Source organism: Azospirillum rugosum, from assembly GCF_017876155.1.
Taxonomy (GTDB): domain Bacteria; phylum Pseudomonadota; class Alphaproteobacteria; order Azospirillales; family Azospirillaceae; genus Azospirillum; species Azospirillum rugosum.
Genome location: NZ_JAGINP010000008.1, coordinates 1 through 19,113, shown reverse-complemented (window position 1 = coordinate 19,113; position 19,113 = coordinate 1). Strand labels below are relative to the sequence as shown.

The 19,113-nt window shown below is 71.3% G+C and carries 7 protein-coding genes; 2 read left to right on the top strand and 5 right to left on the bottom strand.

Annotated features, from left to right (window positions below):
* Both J2851_RS12470 and J2851_RS12465 read left to right on the top strand, forming a co-directional pair.
* Positions 1-924, top strand: coding sequence for an ABC transporter permease (locus tag J2851_RS12470; protein ID WP_209766612.1), 924 nt, complete (start codon positions 1-3; stop codon positions 922-924).
* The gene (locus tag J2851_RS12465) at positions 924-2,213 is read left to right on the top strand and encodes an amidohydrolase family protein (RefSeq protein ID WP_209766611.1); all 1,290 of its coding nucleotides are present in this window, start codon (positions 924-926) and stop codon (positions 2,211-2,213) included. Before J2851_RS12470 ends, J2851_RS12465 begins: the two co-directional genes overlap by 1 nt.
* Positions 2,214-2,399: 186 nt before the next feature.
* On the opposite strand, the gene J2851_RS12460 is transcribed toward J2851_RS12465, so the two are convergent.
* The 5 genes from J2851_RS12460 to J2851_RS12440 all read right to left on the bottom strand — a co-directional run bounded on the left by J2851_RS12460 (position 2,400) and on the right by J2851_RS12440 (position 19,095).
* Positions 2,400-4,574 carry an HlyD family efflux transporter periplasmic adaptor subunit gene (locus tag J2851_RS12460; RefSeq protein WP_209766610.1) on the bottom strand — a complete coding sequence of 725 codons (2,175 nt, stop codon included), beginning with the start codon at positions 4,572-4,574 and terminating at the stop codon, positions 2,400-2,402.
* A complete protein-coding gene (locus J2851_RS12455) occupies positions 4,559-5,899 on the bottom strand; it encodes an efflux RND transporter periplasmic adaptor subunit (protein WP_209766609.1) in 1,341 nt (446 codons plus the stop codon). Before J2851_RS12455 ends, J2851_RS12460 begins: the two co-directional genes overlap by 16 nt.
* Positions 5,896-6,732, bottom strand: coding sequence for an efflux RND transporter periplasmic adaptor subunit (locus tag J2851_RS12450; protein WP_209766608.1), 837 nt, complete (start codon positions 6,730-6,732; stop codon positions 5,896-5,898). Before J2851_RS12450 ends, J2851_RS12455 begins: the two co-directional genes overlap by 4 nt.
* Positions 6,729-8,333, bottom strand: a complete 1,605-nt coding sequence (locus J2851_RS12445; RefSeq protein WP_209766607.1) for a TolC family protein — start codon at positions 8,331-8,333, stop codon at positions 6,729-6,731. The genes J2851_RS12450 and J2851_RS12445 overlap by 4 nt, the downstream gene beginning before the upstream one ends.
* A 76-nt stretch (positions 8,334-8,409) precedes the next feature.
* Positions 8,410-19,095 carry a VCBS domain-containing protein gene (locus J2851_RS12440; RefSeq protein WP_209766606.1) on the bottom strand — a complete coding sequence of 3,562 codons (10,686 nt, stop codon included), beginning with the start codon at positions 19,093-19,095 and terminating at the stop codon, positions 8,410-8,412.
* Between the last annotated feature and the right edge of the window lie 18 nt (positions 19,096-19,113).

Here is a 19,113-nt window from a genome sequence, read left to right as displayed (position 1 = left end):
ATGGAAATCGCCCAAGACATTCTGAACATCCTCCTCTCCGCCGCCTTCTGGACCGCCGTGCTGCGCATCGCCACGCCTTACGTGCTGGGCACGCTGGGTGAGCTGGTCTGCGAGCGCGCCGGGGTGCTGAACCTGGGCATCGAGGGCATCATGACGCTCGGCGCCATGGCCGGCTGGATGGCCGTCTACCAGGGGGCCGACCTGTGGACCGGCGTGCTGGTGGCGGCCGGCTGCGGGGCGCTGATGGGGCTGCTGCACGCAACGCTGACCGTACCGCTCGGCCTGTCGCAGCATGTGACGGGCATCGGGATCACACTGCTGGGCACCAGCCTGTCCTACTACGTCTACCGGCTCGTCCTGCCGCAGGCGAGCACGCCGCCGACCATCACGCCCTTCCAGCCGCTGGACCTGCCGGGCGCGCTGGCGCAGACGCCGCTGACCTATCTGGCGGTGCTTCTGGCGGGCGTGGTCGCCTACGTCCTCTACCGCACGCCGGTCGGGCTGGCGGTGCGCATGGTCGGCGAGAATCCGGCCGCCGCGGAGGCGCAGGGCCTGAGCGTCACCGGTGTGCGCATCGGTGCCGTCATGGCGGGAAGCGCGCTGATGGCGCTGGCCGGCGCCTTCCTGACGCTGTCGGCCTTCAACGCCTTCTTCTTCAACATGGTCAACGGGCGCGGCTGGATCTGCATCGCGCTCGTGGTCTTCGCCTCCTGGCGGCCGGGCAAGGCGCTGCTGGGTGCCCTGCTGTTCGCCGCCTTCGATGCGTTCCAGCTGCGCCTGCAACAGATTGCCGGCGGCGTGCTGCCCTACCAAGTCTTCCTGATGCTTCCCTATCTGCTCAGCATCCTCGCGCTGGTGCTGGTGGCGCGCCGCGCCTCGTACCCGCGGGCGCTGATGATCCCGTACCGCAAAGGAGAACGTTGATGTTCGATCTGGTCCTGCGCCGCGCCACCCTGCCCGACGGTCGGGTCGGCGTGGACATCGGCATCCGCGACGGCCGAATCGCCGCCGTGGAGCCGAACCTCGCGGGCGAGGCGGGACGCGAGATCGACGCGACCGGCCGGCTGGTCACCCCGCCCTTCGTGGACGCGCATTTCCACATGGACTCGACGCTCAGCTACGGCATCCCGCGCGTCAACCGCTCCGGCACGCTGCTGGAGGGCATCGCGCTGTGGGGGGAACTGAAGCCGCAGCTCGTCCAGGACGCCATCATCGAGCGGGCGCTCGCCTATTGCGACTGGGCGGTGGCGCGCGGCCTGCTGGCGATCCGCAGCCACGTGGACATCTGCGACCCGCGCCTGCTCGCCGTGGAATCGCTGCTGGAGGTGAAGAAGCGCGTCGCCCCCTACCTGGACCTGCAACTGGTCGCCTTTCCGCAGGACGGCGTGCTGCGCTTTCCCGGCGCGGAAGACCTGCTGAAGCGCGCGCTGGACATGGGCGTGGACGTGGTCGGCGGCATCCCGCATTTCGAGCGCACCATGGCCGACGGCGCCGCGTCGGTCCGCCTGCTCTGCGAGATCGCGGCGGAGCGCGGCCTGCTGGTCGACATGCATTGCGACGAGACGGACGACCCGCTGTCGCGCCATGTGGAGACGCTGGCCTATGAGACGCAGCGTCTGGGCATGCAGGGGCGGGTCACCGGCTCCCACCTCACCTCCATGCATTCCATGGACAACTACTACGTCTCCAAGCTGATCCCGCTGATGGCGGAGGCCGATCTGGGCGTCATCAGCAACCCGCTGATCAACATCGTCATCCAGGGCCGCCACGACACCTACCCCAAGCGCCGCGGCATGACCCGCGTACCGGAACTGATGGCGGCCGGCCTGACCGTGGCATTGGGGCACGACTGCGTGATGGACCCCTGGTATCCGCTGGGATCCGGCGACATGCTGGAGGTCGCGCACATGGGCCTGCACGTGGCGCAGATGACCGGCTACGACGGCATGGTCGCCTGCTTCAAGGCGGTGACCGAGGCGCCGGCCAAGCTGCTGCACCTCGACGGCTATGGGCTGGAGGTCGGCTGCAACGCGGACCTCGTGGTGCTCCAGGCGGCCGACCCGGTGGAGGCCATCCGCAACCGCGCCACCCGCTTGTTCGTCCTGCGGCGCGGCAAGGTCGTCAGCCGCTGCGCCCCGGTCGAGGCCGAACTCACCCTGCCCGGCCGGCCGGAACGCGTGGCCTTCACCATGCCGGTGGCGCGGGGGGAATGACTCCGGCTGGGGGAAATGCCCTTCTCCCCTTGTGGGAGAAGGGTTGGGATGAGGGGTCGTTACGCCCGGCAGGGCGGATATGAATTTCCTTCCGGCATAGGCCGGCTGCCCCCTCACCCCCAACCCCTCTCCCACAAGGGGAGAGGGGCTTTTCTTATGGTATCAACGCCTTAAAGAAGGGATATCTCACCACCCGCTTTCGCGGATCAGCACGCCGACGGCGATGCGCCACAGGCGCCGGCCCCAGCTTTCGCGTTCGCCTTCGATCAGGACGGTGCCGCGGCTGGCGTGCGGCAGGGTCGGGCCGTCCACCGGCGCCAGGGTGGCGCGGTAGACGGCCTCCTCCGTCACGGTCTTGCCGTTGGGCAGGGCGCGGGCGGCCACGCCGCCGCCGTGGGTGGAGGCCAGTTCCGCCGAATCCAGCTCCCGCGTGGCGAGCGCGTCGATGGTGCGCAGGCGCAGCGGGATGGGCGTCGACCCGTCCTCCGGGATGAACCGCGCGGCGGCGCCGGTCGTCAGGCGCGACAGGTCGGCTTCGGCCACATAGGCCTCCGCCACCACGCTGTCGGGGGCGACCAGCAGGGCCAGCGGCTCCTTCGCCGCGACCCAGGCGCCGGGGCGCAGATGGTCGGCAAGCTCCAGCACGCGGCCGGCGAAGGGCGCGCGCACGGTCATCTCGTCGCGCTGGGCGGTCAGCGTCTCCAGGTCGGCGACCGCGCCCTCCATCTGCTGCCAAGTGACGGGCAATTGCGAGGCCTGCTCCGGGTCGGCGGCCTGGGCGTTGGCCTGCACCTGGTAGAGCCGGATCTGCCGCTCGGCCTGCGCGATCTTGTAGGTCAGGTCGGGCGATTCCAGCACGAAGGCCGCGGCGTTCGCGTCCAACCCGGCGCCGATCCCCTCCGGCAGGCTGCGGATCCGGCCGGCGTGCAGGGCGTAGAGCACGGCCTGCCGCTCCGCGTGCAGCAGGGCGGGGGCGCTCACCTCGCTCCGCCAGGGGACGAGGAAGGCGGCAACGAGCAGCCCGACGGCGGCCAGCGTCGTCGCGCTGTTGCGGTTCCAGCGCATGGCGCGGCGTTGCGCCGTCCAGGCGGCGAGCTCGGTCACGATCGGTCGCACGATGAACCAGCCGATCTCCACCATCATCAGGAAAAGGCCGAGCAGCTTGAAGAATAGGTGGTAGACGAGCAGCGCGATGCCCGTGAACAGCACGAAGCGGTAGACCCAGATGGCGAAGGCGTAGCCGACCATGAAGCGCCGCCGCCCCGGCGGCTGCACCTCCGGCGGCGGCGCGCCCAGGCCGAACAGCCGCTCCCGCAGCCACCAGCGGCCCATGGCGAAGGCGCGGTCCTGGAGGTTCGGGATGTCCAGCGCGTCGGCCATCAGGAAATAGCCGTCGAAGCGCATCAGCGGGTTCAGGTTCACCGCCAGCGTCATGATCCAGGTCGTGCCGGCCAGCATGAACACGCCCGACCGCAGCGGCCCGTCCGGCAGGAAACTCCAGGCCAGGGAGGCGAAGGCGGCCAGCGTCAGCTCCGCCAGCATGCCGCCGGCGTCGATCAGAAGGCGCTTGCGCCGCGAGGTCAGGCGCCACGCCTCCGTGGTGTCGGTCCACAGCACCGGCATCAGCACCAGGAAGGCCACCCCCATGGCCGGCACCCGGCAGCCGCTGAGCCGCGCGGCGTAGCCATGGCCCATCTCGTGGATGACCTTGGCGACCAGCAGCGCGGCCCCGCCCATCGCTGCGCCTTCCAGCGTGAACAGGTGCAGGAAGCTGTGGGTGAAGCTGTCCCACTGCCGCCCGATCAGGTAGAGGCCGAGCATCGCCACGACCAGCACCAGCATCAGGAATCCGGGCGTGTAGAGATGCTTCGCCAGCGGCAGCGTGGCGCGCAGGAAGCCGTCCGGCCGCACCAGCGGCACGCGCAGGAACAGGTAGTTCTTCAGCAGCCACTTCAGCGGGTGCAGCCGGCGCGCCTCTACCCGCTGCGCCATGCGCGCCGTGCCCTGCGGTCCGACGGGGTGCAGAAGCTCGCTGCGCTCCGCGAACTGGACGAAATGCAGCACCTCCTCCGCCGAGACAGCCAGCGGCGTTTCCCGCCCGATGGCCTCCGCGATGGCGTCGGCGCGGCCGAGCGGCCAGCGTTGCAGGATCTCGAACTCCAGCCAGCCGATGCGCAGGAAGCGGTTGGCCGCGGGGTCGTGCAGCGTCCAGGTCGGCGCGCCCTCGTGCGTCGCCGGGCCGGGCAGCAGCGCCAGGTCGTCGCGCAGCGGCGGCAGCGGCATCTCGGCCGGTGACGGTGGCCGTCGCGGTGCCACCATGGCGGCGGGCATGCCTTCGGCTGCGGTCAGAACGTCAGCCATTGCCGCGCCGTGGCGATGGGACGACGGAGAATCCACAGCGCCAGCGGCGCCGTCTCGCCATAGACCTTGGCGGTGCCCTTGAAGCCCAGGCGCGGCGTATCCCCGGTTCCGTTGAATCCGGCCTTCAGCTTGTAGGCCACCACACCGTCCGGCATGGTCTGCGCGCGGTAGCTGCCGGACTGGAGCGTCGCCCGCATCGGCGCGTCCGGCGCCACGTTCAGGAAGAAGGCGACCTCGGCGTGCTCGTCCAGCGGGATGGCGTCGCCGACCGGCAGGCGGATTTCCAGGTCCACATCGGCCGGGTTGGCGACGATCATGATCCGCTCGCCCTGGGTGACCGGGCGCCCGATCCAGTCGTTGGGGTCGTCGAACACGGCCACCCCCGCCGCAGGCGCGGTCAGCGTCGCACGGTCGAGCAGGCTTTGCAGGTAGGCGATCTCCGCCGCCTGCTGCTCCAGGTGGCCCTGGAGGATGGCCAGCTTCGCCTTGGCCTTCGGGTCGAAGACGGCCAGCTGGGTGGCCTGCTGGTATTCGGTCTGCGTCACCTCGCGCGCCTTCTGCGCGACCTTCAGCTTGCTGCGCAGCTGCGCGGTGTCCAGTGTGGCGAGCGGCTGGCCGGCGCCGACGGACTGGTTGGGCGTCACCGTGACCTTGTCCACCACCCCGTCGAAGGGGGCGCGCACCAGCACCGGCGTGCGCGGCACCACCTCCGCCGGGGCCAGCACCGACTGGCGCACCGGGAAGGCCCCCGCCCCGACCACCAGCGCCAGCAGCGCCGCGAGCGCCGCCTTGCGCCAGACGGCGCCGCGGCGCTTCAGCCGCGGCCGGCGGGCGTGGGCGAGCAGCCAGGCGTGGGCGTAGGCGTCGGCAAGGTGGGCCAGCAGGTGCCGGTCGGCCTCCGCCCAGGGCTCCGCGCGGGCGAACAGCAGGGCGCCGACCAACTGGTCCCCCGGCGCCACCAGCGGAACCCACAGGGCGTGGGGCGCCAGATGCTCCGCCCAGTCGCGGCCGATGGCGGCGGGCACTTCCTCCGCCGTCACCGCGCGCGGCTCCGCCCCGGCTGGGCCACCGGCCAACTCGGCGCACAGCCGGGACAGCCACTGCCCGTAGGGGGCGGCGAGGTCGGCGACGGCCACGCCGGACAGCGCGTCGATGCGCCCCCGCGCGTCGCCGACCCACACCGCCGCCTGCTGGTAGGGCATGACGCCGGCGGTCTCGTTCGCCATCACGAAGGACAGCTCGTTCCGTGCGGCGTGGCGCGCGCGCCGTTCAATCTGAAGCAGAGCCGACAGCCGCAGAAGCTGCCGGTTCAACTGGGCGCTCATGGTGTCTTGCCCACCGGTTGCATGTCCGAAGGCTTCGCTTCTACCGGTTTCGCATCACCACCAGTTGTGTTCTCCGGAGGAGAAATCAGCGCCCGTCCGCTCATGCCCGGCAACAGGTCGCCCGACGCCCCGGTGATCGAGGCGTAGATCTTCACCGACTGGCTGACCGGATCGACGCGGCCGGACAGGCGCGACACCTTGGCCTGGTAGGTCTTGCCCGTCTCGTCAACCTCCACCTGGAAGCCGGTGCCGACGCCCAGCCACGCCAGCCAGCGGGAGGGGATGATGGCCTCCAGCTCCAGCTGCTTGTCGTCGAGGATGTCCAGCATCGGCTGGCCTTCCCCGATGAACTGGTAGCGCTTGACCGACACGCCGGCGACCCGGCCGGCGAAGGGGGCGGTGACGGTGCAGCGGTCCACCATGGCCCGCGTGATGCCGGCCTCCGCCGCGGCGGTGGCGACGTCGGCATGGGAGACGTTCATCTCCTTGACACTGACCGAGCCCAGCTTGCGCAGGCGCTCGTTCACCTCCTGCAACTGGCGGTTCTTCTCCAGCACCGCGACGGCGCGGGCGTGCTGGCCCTCCTGCACCGCGCAGTCGAAGCGGACCAGCACCTCCCCCTGTTTGAAGCGGTCGCCGTCCTCGATGGACAGGTCGCGGATGCGGCCGGCCATGGGGCTGGACAGGGTGGTGGCGACCCGCGCCGTGACCTGGGCGCGGATCTCCCGCGCGACCAGCGGCAGCGCGTCCCCGCCCCCCTCCGCCGCCATCCCCTCGCCCACGCCGGACAGGAGGACGGCGGCGGCCAAAAACACCGTGAAGCGATGCGTCATGACACCGGAGCGGTCTGGGGTTGCGCGGACGGAGCGGCGACGGGCTGTTCCGTCTTCGGCTTCTCGGACGTCTGGTCGGACACCGCCTCCGGATGCAGGGGCTCCAGATGCGGGATCTCTGGCAGCCGCCCGGCGTCGAGATCGTCGAGCGACCGCTTCACCACGACCGTCAGCGTCTTCAGGTCGTCGGTCTCCACCGCGGCCGGCACCGGGTCGAATCCCAGCGAGGTGTAGAGGTTGGCGAGCGACGATTGCAGGTCGGTGAAGGCGCGGTCGCGGTCCAGCTCCGCGGCGACGGCCGACAGGCCGCGGCGGATGCGCTCGAACTCCGGCTCCGCCTGGGCGAGGCCGCCGTCCGACACGGCCTTGGCGATGCCCGCCTCCACCTGCGAGATCTCCTGCGCCGAATCCAGCGTCTCGACCGAGCGGAGATACTGCTGGTAGCTGACGTTCACCTGGGTCAGCACCGCGACGCTGAGCGCCAGCCGACGGACCTTCGACACCTCGATCTGCTTCCGGGCGGCGTCGATGGCGATCGGGCCGCTGATCAGGTTGACGAGGTTGTAGGTGGCGCGCACCCCCGCCTCGGCCCACAGGTTGTTCACGAGATAGGAGTTGCTGTCGTAGTTCAGGCCGCCCAGCACCGACAGGCCCGGCACCAGCCGGATCATCTCCTTGTACAGGTTGTTGCGATCCACCCGTTCCTGATAGGCCTCCTCGCGCAGCTCCGGGCGCTGCGACAGGGCGATCAGCTCCAGGGACGGCAGATCGGCCGACAGGTTGCGCGGGAAGGACGGCGCCTCCGGCGGCAGCTCCACCGTGAAGTCGGTGCGCGGCGGGATGTTGACCAGGGCGGCGAGCTGCGCCTTGGCCACCGACAGGTCCGACTTCAGGCGGCGCAGCTGCGTGATCACCTGCAGCAGATTCTTGCGGTATTCCAGCGTCTGGAGCACCGGCTCCAGCGAGTTCTTGGCGATCTCCGCGTTCGCCTTCAGCGCCTTCTCGGCGTCGGCGAGCAGCGGGTCGATCCGCGGCAGCAGGCGCTGCGCCGTCGCCGTGCGCCAGTAGGCGCTGCGCACCTCCTTGGCGATGTTGTTGATGACGCGCCGGCGCCGCTCCACAGCGATCAGCGCCCGGTCGCCCTGCTGGCGCGCCTGGAAATAGCCGACGCCGAAGTCCAGAAGGTTCCAGGAGAAGGTCAGGTCGGCGGTGCCGCGGTCCTTGTCCTGTGAGGTCGAGGGCTCCAGCGACTGCCGCCGGGTGAGCACCGACAGGGACGAGGACGCGTTCTCGTTGTTGCGCACGTTGTAGCCGGCGCTGGCCGCCAGCCGCGGCAGCATGTTCGTCACCGCGACGTCGAACTGGCTGGCCTGCATGGACGCTTCCACGCTGGCGAGCTGCTGGTCGTAGTTGTACTTCAGCGCCCGCGCCACCGCCTCCGACGCGGTCAGCGGACCGGTCAGCGGCGCCTGGTCCTTGTAGAGTTGCGCGTAGTCGGTCCTGGCGCGCGCCAGATGCTCCTCCGGCTGGATCGGGGCCGGGGCGACGGCACAGGCTCCGAGGAGGGCGACCGCGCCAAGCGGGCCGAGGGAGCGTAGCATGCGGTGAGGGCTCATGCGGGTCGTAGGCTCTGTGTGATGCTGCGGGGGGCAGAGGGCGAGGTTCAGGGGGCGAGGTTTAGGCGGCGTTGCGGTCGTCGGTGACGAGAAGCGCGTTCAGAAGGCTGCGCGCCTCCGCCAGCAGGCCGGGCCGGCCGGCGGCGTGAAGCTGCGCGGTGAAGGAGGTGCGGCCGGCGAGCGGCGCCGCGCCGAAATGACCTGCGTCGGCGACGCTGCGGCCCGTCGTCGCCCAGGCGTCGGCCCCCTCCATGGAGTCCGGCGCCCCGGCGTCGGCGCGCTGGTCCTTCGGCACCTGAAGCGTTGGCTGGCCCGGCTCGCCGCCCTGCCCTTCGCCCTGGTTCCCGGACGGGCTTCCGCCCTGCCCCGGACCTTGCCCCTGCCCTTCGCCCGGAGGCTGTTGCCCCTGGGCCTGCGGGCGGCCTTCGCCACCGCTCGGCTGCTCGCCGCGGCCGTTGCCGATGGGGGCCTGGGTGTTCAGGTCCTGGGTGACCAGGATGCGGAATTGGGCCGCTGCCTGGTTGCCGCGGCCGTCCTTGGCGACGATGACGATGTCCAGCGCGCCGCGCGCCTGGGCCGGCGGCACGCCGCGGAAGGACAGATTCTGCGCGTCGAACTGCAGCCAGTTGGGCAGCGGGCTGCCATCCGGCCGGACCGCTTGGTAGACGAGCCGCTCGTTCGGGTTGGTGTGCCGGAAGATGTTCTTCGGCACTTGGAAGCTCGCCTGCTGCTCCGGCAGCACGGTCTGGTTGCCGACCGACCCGGCGAGGAACAGCTCCACGTTGGCCTGGCTGGTCTGCCGGAAGATGGCCGCGGTGGACAGGTCGCCGTTGCCCTGGCGGTTCAACAGGCTGGCCGTGTTCACCAACCCGGCGCCGAAGCCGCCGCTGTCGCCGGCCTGCACCTGGGTCAGCGGGTTCGCGGTGAAGCCGGTGGTCAGCCCGTCGCCCGCCGGGGTGGTGCCGGTGACCAGCGGCGCGTTCGGCGTGGCGTTGCCCGACCCGGTGATCAGCGAGTCCGAGTTGGTCGGCGTCGCGGCGGGGTTGGTGGGCGTGGTCGGCGTGGTGGTCGTCGGGGTGCCCGTCGTCGGCGTGTCCGACCGCGGCACCTCCGCCGTGATGGTGAAGGTCACGCCCAGCGTCGCCGAGGCGCCGGCCGTGTCGGTGGCCCGCAGCGTCAGCGCCAGGGTGCCGCCCGCGTCCTGCGGCGGCGTGCCGCGGAAGGTCAGGGTCGCCGGGTCGAAGGACAGCCAGGAGGGCAGCGGCCGGCCGTCGGCCAGCGTCGCCGTGAAGGTCAGGCTGTCGCCGCGGTCCACGTCGGCGAAGCGCCCGCGGTCGACGGTGAGCGCCATCTCCTGCCCGGCGTTGCCCGACGCGGTCGGCGGCGCGCCGGTGACGGTCGGGGCGTCGTTGGTGCCGGTGAGCGTGACGACCACGTTGCGCGTGACCGTGCCGCCCTTTCCGTCGGAGACGGTGATCGCGTAGGTCTCCGTCACCGTCTCGCCGGCGCGGAGGAACTGCAGGGCGGCGTTGTCGACGCTGTAGGTCCAGGTGACCTGCCCGCCGGTGCCCGTCCCCGTCGTGTCCACCGTCCGCACCGCGGTGAGGCTGCCCAGCGCGCCGCTCCCCGTCGTGGAGACGAAGGCGGCCGCGACGCTGTGCGCGTCGGTCAGATCCACGTCGGTGAAGGCGACCGTGCCCGTGTCGGTCAGCGTGCCGGAGCCGGCATCCTCGGTGACCGAGCCGGTCAGCTTCGCAGTCCCGATCACCGGCGCGTCGTTGGTGCCGGTGATGGTCACCGTGACGGTGCGGGTGGCGGTTCCGCCCTTCCCGTCCGACACCGTGACGGCATAAGTCTCCGTCACCGTCTGCCCGGCCGCCAGGAACTGCACCGCCGCGTTGCCCACGCTGTAGGTCCAGGTGACCGCGCCGCCGGTGCCGCTGCCCGTGGTGTCCGCCGTCCGGACGGCCGTCAGCGTGCCGAGCTGGCCCGTGCCGCTGCCCGTATTGTTGGTCGAGACGAAGGCCGCGGTGACGTTGTGCGCGTCCGTCAGGTCCACGTCGGTGAAGGCGATGGTGCCCGTGTCGGTCAGGGTCGTCCCGCCGCCGGCGTCCTCCGTCACGGCGCCGGTCAGCTTGGCGGTGCCGATCACCGGGGCGTCATTGGTCCCCGTGATGGTGACGGCAACCGTCCGCACGACCTCCCCACCCTTCCCGTCGGAGACGGTGAGCGTGTAGGTCTCCGTCACCGTCTGGCCGGCGGCCAGGAACTGCACCGCGGCGTTGTCCACGCTGTAGGTCCAGGCGATGGTGCCGCCCGTGCCGGTCCCGCTGCTGTCCGCCTGGACGACGGCGGTCAGCGTGCCCAGCTGCGCCGAGCCGGTGGTGGCGGCGAAGGCGACGTTAACACCGTGGGCGTCGGACAGATCCGTGTCACCGAGGTCGATCGTGCCCGTGTCGGTCAGCGTCGTGGCGGCCGCGTCCTCCGTGACGGCGCCGGCCAGCTTGTCGATGCCGACGACGGGCGTGTCGTTGGTGCCGGTGATTGTGATCGTGACATCGCGCGTGACCGTAGCGCCGCTCGCGTCCTTCAGGGTCAGTGTGTAGACCTGGGTCACCACCTCACCGGCCGCCAAGCCTTGCACGGCGGCGTTGTTCACCGCGAAGCTCCAGGCGATCTGGCCGGCGCTGCTCAGGTCCGTGGCATCTTCCACAATGCTGGCGGTCAGCGTGCCAAAGCCACCCGCCGGGACGAAGCCCGTGGGAACGCCCGTGGACGTGCTGACCGTCGCCGCGCCGACCGTGATCGTGTGCGTGTTGCTGAGGTCCACGTCGGTGAAGGCAATCGTGCCCGTGTCCGTCAGGGTCGGCGTGCCGGCGTCCTCCACCACCGCCCCGCTGGTCTTGCCCGCACCAATCACCGGCGCGTCGTTGGTGCCGGTGATGGTCACCGTCACGTCACGGGTCACCGTGGCGCCGCTCGAGTCCTTCAGGGTCAGGGTGTAGACCTGCGTCACCACCTCGCCGGCCGCGAGGCCCTGAACGGCCGCGTTGTCGACCGTGAAGGTCCAGGCGATCTGCCCGGCGTTGGACGTGTCGGTGGCGTCCTCGACGATGCTGGCGGTCAACGTGCCAAAGCCACCCGCGGGGACGAAGCCGGTCGGCACACCGGCCGACGTGCTGACCGTCGCCGCGCCGATGGTCACCGTGTGCGTGTTGCTGAGGTCCACGTCGGTGAAGGCGATGGTCCCGCTGTCGGTCAGCGTCGGCGTGCTGGCGTCCTCCACCACCGCTCCGGCGACCTTGCCCGCACCGATCACCGGGGTATCGTTGGTGCCGGTGATGGTCACCGTGACGTCGCGGGTCACCGTGGCGCCGCTCGAGTCCTTCAGGGTCAGGGTGTAGACCTGCGTGACGGCCTCACCCGCCGCGAGGCCCTGCACCACGGCGTTGTCGACCGCGAAGCTCCAAGCGATCTGCCCGGCGTTGGACGCGTCGGTGGCGTCCTCCACCACGCTGGCGGTCAGCGTGCCGAAGCCGCCGGTCGGCACGAAGCCGCTCGGGATGCCCGTGGACGTGCTGACCGTTGCCGCTCCGACCGTCACCGTGTGCGTGTTGGTCAGGTCCAGGTCGGTGAGGCCGATCGTGCCGCCGCTGGTCAGCGTCGGGCTGCTCGCGTCCTCGACCACCGCGCCGCTCGTGCCGGTGGTGCCGATCACGGGCACGTCGTTGGTGCCGGTGATCGTGATGGTCAGGGTGGAGCCGCTGGTGGCGCCCGCGGTGTCGGTGACGGTGTAGGTGAAGGTCTCCGTCAGCGTCTCGCCGGCCGCCAGGGCCTGCACGGCGGCCGAGCCGTTGTCGATGGCGTAGGACCAGGTGCCGTCCGCCTTCAGCGTCAGCGAGCCGTAGCCGCCGGCAAGCGCCGTTCCGACCGTGCCCGCCGTGGCGCCGAAGCCGACCGCCGTCACCGTGCCCGGATCGTTGGCGTCGATCTCCACGTCGTTCGACAGGACGGTGCCGGTCGCCGGGCTGGTGGCGTCCTCCTGGATCGCGCCGGTGTCGGGCTTGGCCACCGGAACGTCGTTCACGCCGGTGATGGTGATGGTGAGCGTCCGGCTGACCGCGGCGCTGCCCACGTTGCTGCCGTCGGCGGCCAGCACGTCGTCCACCGTGTAGGTGAAGACCTCGTCGTTCAGCGTCTGCCCCTGGCGAAGCTGCTGGATGACGTCGAGGCTGCTGTCCAGCGTGTAGCTGTAGCTGCCGTCGCGCTTGATGGTCAGCGTGCCGTAGCGGCCATTGACCGTGACGCTGGTGTTGGCGCTGGTGTCGATGGGGCTGGCCGTCGCCCCGGTGCCCCGAATCGCCGTCACATAAAGCGTCTGCGGCGCGATGGTGCCCAGGGAGTCGCGGTCGAAATCGTTGGCGAGCACGTTGCCCGTGGCCGGGGCCGCCGCGTCCTCCAGGATGCCGGTGCTGTCGTTGGCCGCCTCAATGGCGTCCTCCACCGCGGTGACGGAGGTGCCGAGCGTAACCGTCGTAGCGGACCACGGGTTGCTGCCGCCGATGGCCAGGGTCTGGCCACTCGCTGCGGCGCCAACCGTGGCGTCGGACAGACGCACGGTCAGGCCGCCCGGCGTGCCGTTCCAGTCCGCCGCCGGCACGAAGCGCAGGCTGGCGGTGGTCGGCAGGACCAGCGCGTTGCTGTCCGACAGGTTGGCGGGCAGCAGTGTCCAGGTCGTGCCGTCGGTCGAGTACCACCACTGGCCCTGGGCCGCCGTCGCGGCGTTGCCGACGATGGCGACGCCGGCCAGCGTGTGCGTGCTGGCGTCGGCACCGCCGGTGATGCCCGTGCGGTCGTCCGCCGCGTCGCCGTAGAGCGGGCCGAACAGGCTCGCCACCGTGGCGCCGGGGATCCCAGCGGTCGGCGTGTCCTCGGCGATGGCGGGCAGCGTCGCCGAGCCGCTGGCGGTCGGCGCGTCGTTGACGTTGCCGACGGTGGGTTGCAGGTCGACGCTGCCCAGCGACCAGCGGCCGGTCAGACCGGTGCCGCCGTTCGCCGACAGGTCCTTCAGGTCCGTGGCGGAGCCGCTGGCCGTGACCGGGTTGGCGGAGCCGTCGGCCAGCCGCAGCGTCAGCGCACCCGGCGTGCCGTGGAAATTCGCGGCCGGCACGAAGCGCACCTGCGTGGCGGCGTCGAGCACCAGCGCCGACGCGGCGGACAGGCCCGTGGTCGGGATGTCGGTCCAGGTCGTGCCGTTGGCGAGATACTGCCACGTGCCCTGCCCGGCCACCGACGCGTTGCCGACGATGGCGACGTAGCTGAGCGCCGTGGCGTCGGCCGAGCCCCCCTTGGCGGTCTGGTCGTCCGTCGTGTCGGTGTAGCGGCCGGCCAGCAGGCTGGCGAAGGTCGCGCCGGCCGGGGTGCTGTCCTCCGTCACCGCGATGGCGACGGGGCCGCTGCCGGTGACCACCGGGCGGTCGTTCACCGCCGTGACGCTGGTCGCCAGCGTCAACTGGTTTGCCGCGTCGGCGTAGCGGGTCTCGCCGCCCGTGGCCGTGGCGCCGCTGATGTCCACGACCGTGCCGCCGCTGATCGCAGCACCACCGTCCTCGACGAGGCGGAGTCCGAGCTGCGGCGCCGGGCCGTTGAAGTCGCCGGCCGGCTGGAAGCGCAGCCGGTCGCCGGACCCGAGCAGCAGCGCGGAGGCGAGCGTCCGGTCGCCGACATTGACCCAGGCGCCGGTGCCGCCGATCTGGTACTGCCACTGCCCCTTGGCCGCGTCGGCGGTGCCGGACACGATGGCGATGCCGGCGAAGGTGTTGGCGCTGCTGCCGCCGGTCACCGCGTCGGGCGCGTCGGTCAGGCGGGCGGCGAACAGGTCGCCGACCGTGGAGCCGGTGTTGGTGGTGCCGTCGATGTCCTCCGCCACCGGCGTCAGCGTGACCGTGGCGGTGGAGGCCGCCGTCGGGGCGTCGTTCACCGCCTGCACCGTGAAGGTGACGGTGTCCACGTCCTGGAGCGGACCGCCGGCCCCAAAATTGCCGCGGTCGTTGGTGGTGATGGTGATGCTGTCGGTGCCGTTGAAGTTGGCGTCGCCCTTGTAGGTGACCGACGCCAGCAGCGCCTGCAGGTTGGCGAGCGTGCCGGTCGCCGTCACCGTGGCGTCGGTGACGCCGTCGCCGCTGGTGAAGGTCACCCCGGCCCGGCTGGCCGCGTCACCGAGCGTCAGCACGCCGTGCTGCGCGGTGAGCGTGATGGTCAGCGTGCGGTTGGCGACGTCCGGATTCTCGTTCACGTCGACGTCGGCGATGGAGAAGGCGTTCGACCCGCTGAAGGTGAAGGCCGTGTCCTCCTTGATCCCCGTCAGCGTGGTGGGCACCGTGTTGACCGGCGCGTCGTTCACCGCGCTGACGCGGGCGGTCAGCACCACCGTGCGGTCGCTGAACTGGTCGTTGTCGCCCTTGTTGCGGTCGCCGTCGGTGGTGTTCGCGTCGTCGGCCGTGGTGTTGGTGCCGGTGCTCGTGCGGTCCCACAGCTTCAGCGTCAGCCGGGCCCCGGCATCGCCGTTGAACAGGGCCGTCGGCACGAAGCGGACGCGGTCGGTCGGGTTCAGCAGCAGCGCCGCGGTGGCCGACGTGCCAGTGGGGATGTCGGTCCAGGTCGAGCCGTCCGTGGAATACTGCCACCGCCCGTCGGTGTTGAGCACGCCGGTGACGGCGAGGCCCAGCCCGTCGGTCGGCGTGCCGACGCCGCCCGCGCGGTTGTCCGCGTCGTGGGCGTCGGCGCCCAGCAGGGCGACCAGCGAGGCGACCGTGTCGCCGCTGTTGGTGTAGGTGCCGCTGCCGTTCCACTCCGTGATCGTGGTGCCGCGGATGGTGCTGCCGTCGGCGCGGTCGATGACGGGTGCGTCGTTCTCCGGCGTGACCAGGACGGTGTTGGTGAACAGGCCGGTCGCGGTCTGGGTGGTGGCCGCCCCGACGGCGCCGTTGCGCACGTCGACCGAAACGGTGCGGATGGCGCCTGCGCCGCCGACCGGGTCGTCGCTGCCGTTGGCGAAGGCGATCTGGCGGATCAGCGCCTGCACCGCCGCCGGCACGGCGTTGCCGTTCAGCGCGATGGTCAGAGCGGTGTTCGCGTCGGTGCCGCCCGACAGGGTGCCGATCACCACGGCCGCCCCGGCGCCCGACCCGTCGGCGTCCCACAGAACGTCGGTGCCGGACACGCTGATCAAGTTCGACGCCGCGTCGCCGCTGCCGACCACCACCAACCGGTCGGACGCCTGGCCGCCGCTGGTGAAGCGTGCCGTGACGGCGCCGCCGTTGAAGGTGGCGTTGTCGTTGTCGGTGATGGTCACCGCCGCGTCGTTGAACAGCCGCTGCGGGGCCGCGTTCTCGGCGTAGGCGACCTGGGTCAGGACCGGCGCGGTGCCGGTGCGGATCGGCTCGTTGACCGGGACGATGGTGACGGAGGTGGTCGCGGTCGCCGCAAGCGCGCCGCCGTCGCCCTGGTTCACCTGGGCCGAGCCGTTGCGGTCGTCGACCGTCAGGTCGATGGACACCGGGCCGGCCGACACGCCGTCCACATTCTCGCTCAGGTTCGTGTAGGTGATCGCCTGGATCACCCGGCTGGCGACATCCTGGGTCACCGCCGCGGTGCCGCCCAGCGTGATGCGCAGGCGCCCGGCGGTCGTGGTGTCGATGGTGCCGATGACCACGTCATCGGACGGGTCCGCCGTGCCGTTGGCGAGCCGCAGCTCCGTCCCGACGGCGTAGATGGAGTTGGCGGTGGCGGCGCTGCCGTTGAAGCCGAAGCGGTCCTCCGCGTTCGGCGTGCCGCCGCTGCGCTGGAAGGTCAGGGTCACGCCGCGGTAGTCGTTCGGGCCGCCGCTGGCGTCGCCGATGTCGGCATCCAGCAGCGTGGCGTCGCCGTCCAGCACGACGGCCGCGCCATCCTCGGTGAAGGTCGGGCCGCTGGCGCCGAAGCTGGTGATGACCGGCCGGTCGTTCTCCGGCACCACGGTCAGGGCCAGGGTCGTCGTGCCGGCGATCCCAGTGCCGCCGTCGTTGACGGCGATCGTCAGGGTGCGCGGGCCCGGCGTCGGGCGGTCGCTGCTGTTCTGGTAGGTCAGCGCCTCGATCACCCGCTCGACGTTGGCGACGGTGCCGTAGGTGGCCGCATCGGCGCCGTTGATGGCGATGGTCAGGGTCGCGCCGTTGCCGCCCGACAGGGTGCCGATGCTGCGCCAGTCGCCGTTGGCGTAGACCTGGACGGTCGTGCCGCCGTTCAGCCGCACGCCCCCGTCCGCCGCCGTCACCGTCGCGGGCAGCGACAGCCGGTCGTCGGCCGCGAGGCCGGAGACGGTGATGGAGCCGCCGACGTAATTCGGGCTGTCGGCGTCGTTGAGAGTCACCGCCGCCGGATTGCCGATCAGCGCCACCGGCGCGCCGCCGGTCACGTTCACCGCGTTCTCCCGCGCCGTCCGGTCCTGGTAGTTGCCGGAGAAGCGCGGCTGGTCGTTGGCCGCGACGAAGGAGATGGTGGTGGTCGGCAGGTTGCTGACCCGCTCGTCTTCCGCCGCGATGGCGTCGTCCGTGCCGGCGTCGGTCACCTGCACCGTCACCGTGCGCGTGCCCGACGGGTTGTCGCTGGTGTTGCTGTAGGTGATGCCCTGAAGCAGGCTGGCGAAGTCCGCCTTCGTGTCCACCGTGGCGGTCGAGCCGGCGCCGAGCGCGCGGATGTCCACCCGACGGTCGCCGCCGACCGTCGCGATGGTCACGCTGAAGCGGCCGAGCGCCCCGGCGTCCACCACCTGCGCGGTGACGTCCGTGCCGATGGCGAAGCGGGTGCCGCCGATGGTCAGGAACTCGTGCGCGCCGTCGGCAACGGAGCCGACGGTCAGCACCATCCGCGTCAGGTTGGCGTTGTCGATGTCGGCCAGGGTGGCCGCGGCGGCGATGGCCAGCTCCGGCTCCGTCCCGTTGGCGACCTCGGTGTAGATGACCGCGTTGTCGGACCCGGCTGCGGCGCCGTTCAGGTCGACCACCGGCGCCTCGTTGGTCGTCACCACCGTCACCGTGGCCGTCGCCGTGTTGCTGGCGAGGCTGGTGCCGACCGGCGTGCCGTCGTCGTTGCTGCCGGCGTCGGTCACCTGCACGGCGAAGCCGCGGGTGCTGCTGGTGTTCGGCTTGTCCGACGTGTCGCGGTAGGTGATGCCGGCCAGCAGCGTCGCCGTGTCAGCAAGCGTCATGGCGCCGCCGCTGGCGGGCGTGATGGTGATCACGGCGCCGGTGCCGCTGGCGACCACGCTAACCTGGAAGCTGGTGGCGCCGGCCGTGACGGTGACCGGGCTGCCCGTGCTGGTGCCCAGCGCGAAGTCGGTGCCGCCGATGCGCAGAATCTCGGCGTTGCCGTCCAGGATGCTGCCGGCGGTGATGGTCAGGCTGGCGAGCTTGCCGCTGTCCGGGTCGGACAGGGTCGCCGACGGCCAGAGCGCGGTGCCCGTGCTGCTGTCGGTGCCGTCCACCTCCGTGTAGGTCAGGGTGGTGCCGGTCCCGGCGACCGCGCCGTTCAGGTCCACCACCGGCGCGTCGTTCAGGCCGTTGATGGTGATGGTCAGCGTCGCCGTCTTCGGCGCGCCGAGCGCGCCGGTGTCGTTCACCGTGTAGGTGAAGACGTCCGTGCGGGTCTGGCCGTCGCGCAGGAACTGAACCGACGCGGTGTCGAGCTGGTAGCCGTAGGAACCGTCGGCGTTCAGCGTCAGCCGGCCCCAGGTCCCGGTGACCGCGCTGCCGACGCCGGTGCCGTTGGTCAGCGCCGTGCCGGTGTTGCCGGCGGCCACGCCCTGCACGCTCAGCGTCTGCTCCAGGTCCACGTCGCTGTCGTTGGACAGCACGCCGGTGGCCGCGGTCTTGGAGACGCTCGCGGTGTCCTCGGTCAGGCTGTTGGTGTCGTTGGCCGGCACCGTGTCGTCGCTGACCGGGGCGACGTTCAGGACGATCGTGCCGGTCCGCGTCGCCGCCGTAGCCCCCTGGTCGGCGCTGTAGGCCGTGATGGTCAGCGTCGGCGCGGTCTTGCCCGGCTGCTGCGCGTTCCAGTCCTGCGGCGGGCGGATGGTCAGGGTCGCCAGCTTGGCGCCCGCCAGCACGCCCGTGTTGAAGGTGCCGTTCCCATTGGCGACCAGGGTCAGCGGGGTGCCGTTGTCCTTGACCACCCAGCCGGCCGGGATGCCGTCCAGATTGAAGCTGATGGTCTCGTCCACGCCCAGCGTGTCGGTCTCCCCGATCACGGTGGCGATGGAAATGTCGCTGTCCTCGTTCCCCATCACGGTGATGGCGGCGGACGGATTGAGCGTGCCGTTGATGGTCAGATTCGGCGTGTCGGAGACCGGATTGACGGTGATCGTCTTGGTCGCCGTGTGGCTCAGCGCGCCCGTGCCGCCACCCAGGCTGCCGTTGCCGCCGTCGTTGACCGTCAGCGTCAGCGTGTTGTCACCGCTGTAGTCGTGCGTCGGGGCGTAGGTCAGCCGCTGCAAGGCCGCATTGACGTTGGCGATCGTGCCGCTCAGCGTCAGCGTGCTCGCTCCGTTGGAACCGGTCAGCGCGCTTGTGTCGCCGCCCAGCGTCAGCGTGCCGTGCGCCACGCCCACCGTCACGGTCACCGTCGCGTTCGCCACGCTGCCGAACGGCACGTCCAGGGCGTCGCTCACCGACAGGCCGGTGCCCAGCGCCAGTGTCGCGTCCTCGTCCACCGTGTAGGTGCCGGTGAT

Bases quoted from the DNA above. Each gene is read 5' to 3' on its own strand.
- J2851_RS12470 (WP_209766612.1), top strand. From the start codon at position 1: ATGGAAATCGCCCAAGACATTCTGAACATCCTCCTCTCCGCCGCCTTC.
- J2851_RS12465 (WP_209766611.1), top strand. From the start codon at position 924: ATGTTCGATCTGGTCCTGCGCCGCGCCACCCTGCCCGACGGTCGGGTC.
- J2851_RS12460 (WP_209766610.1), bottom strand. From the start codon at position 4,574: ATGGCTGACGTTCTGACCGCAGCCGAAGGCATGCCCGCCGCCATGGTG.
- J2851_RS12455 (WP_209766609.1), bottom strand. From the start codon at position 5,899: ATGAGCGCCCAGTTGAACCGGCAGCTTCTGCGGCTGTCGGCTCTGCTT.
- J2851_RS12450 (WP_209766608.1), bottom strand. From the start codon at position 6,732: ATGACGCATCGCTTCACGGTGTTTTTGGCCGCCGCCGTCCTCCTGTCC.
- J2851_RS12445 (WP_209766607.1), bottom strand. From the start codon at position 8,333: ATGCTACGCTCCCTCGGCCCGCTTGGCGCGGTCGCCCTCCTCGGAGCC.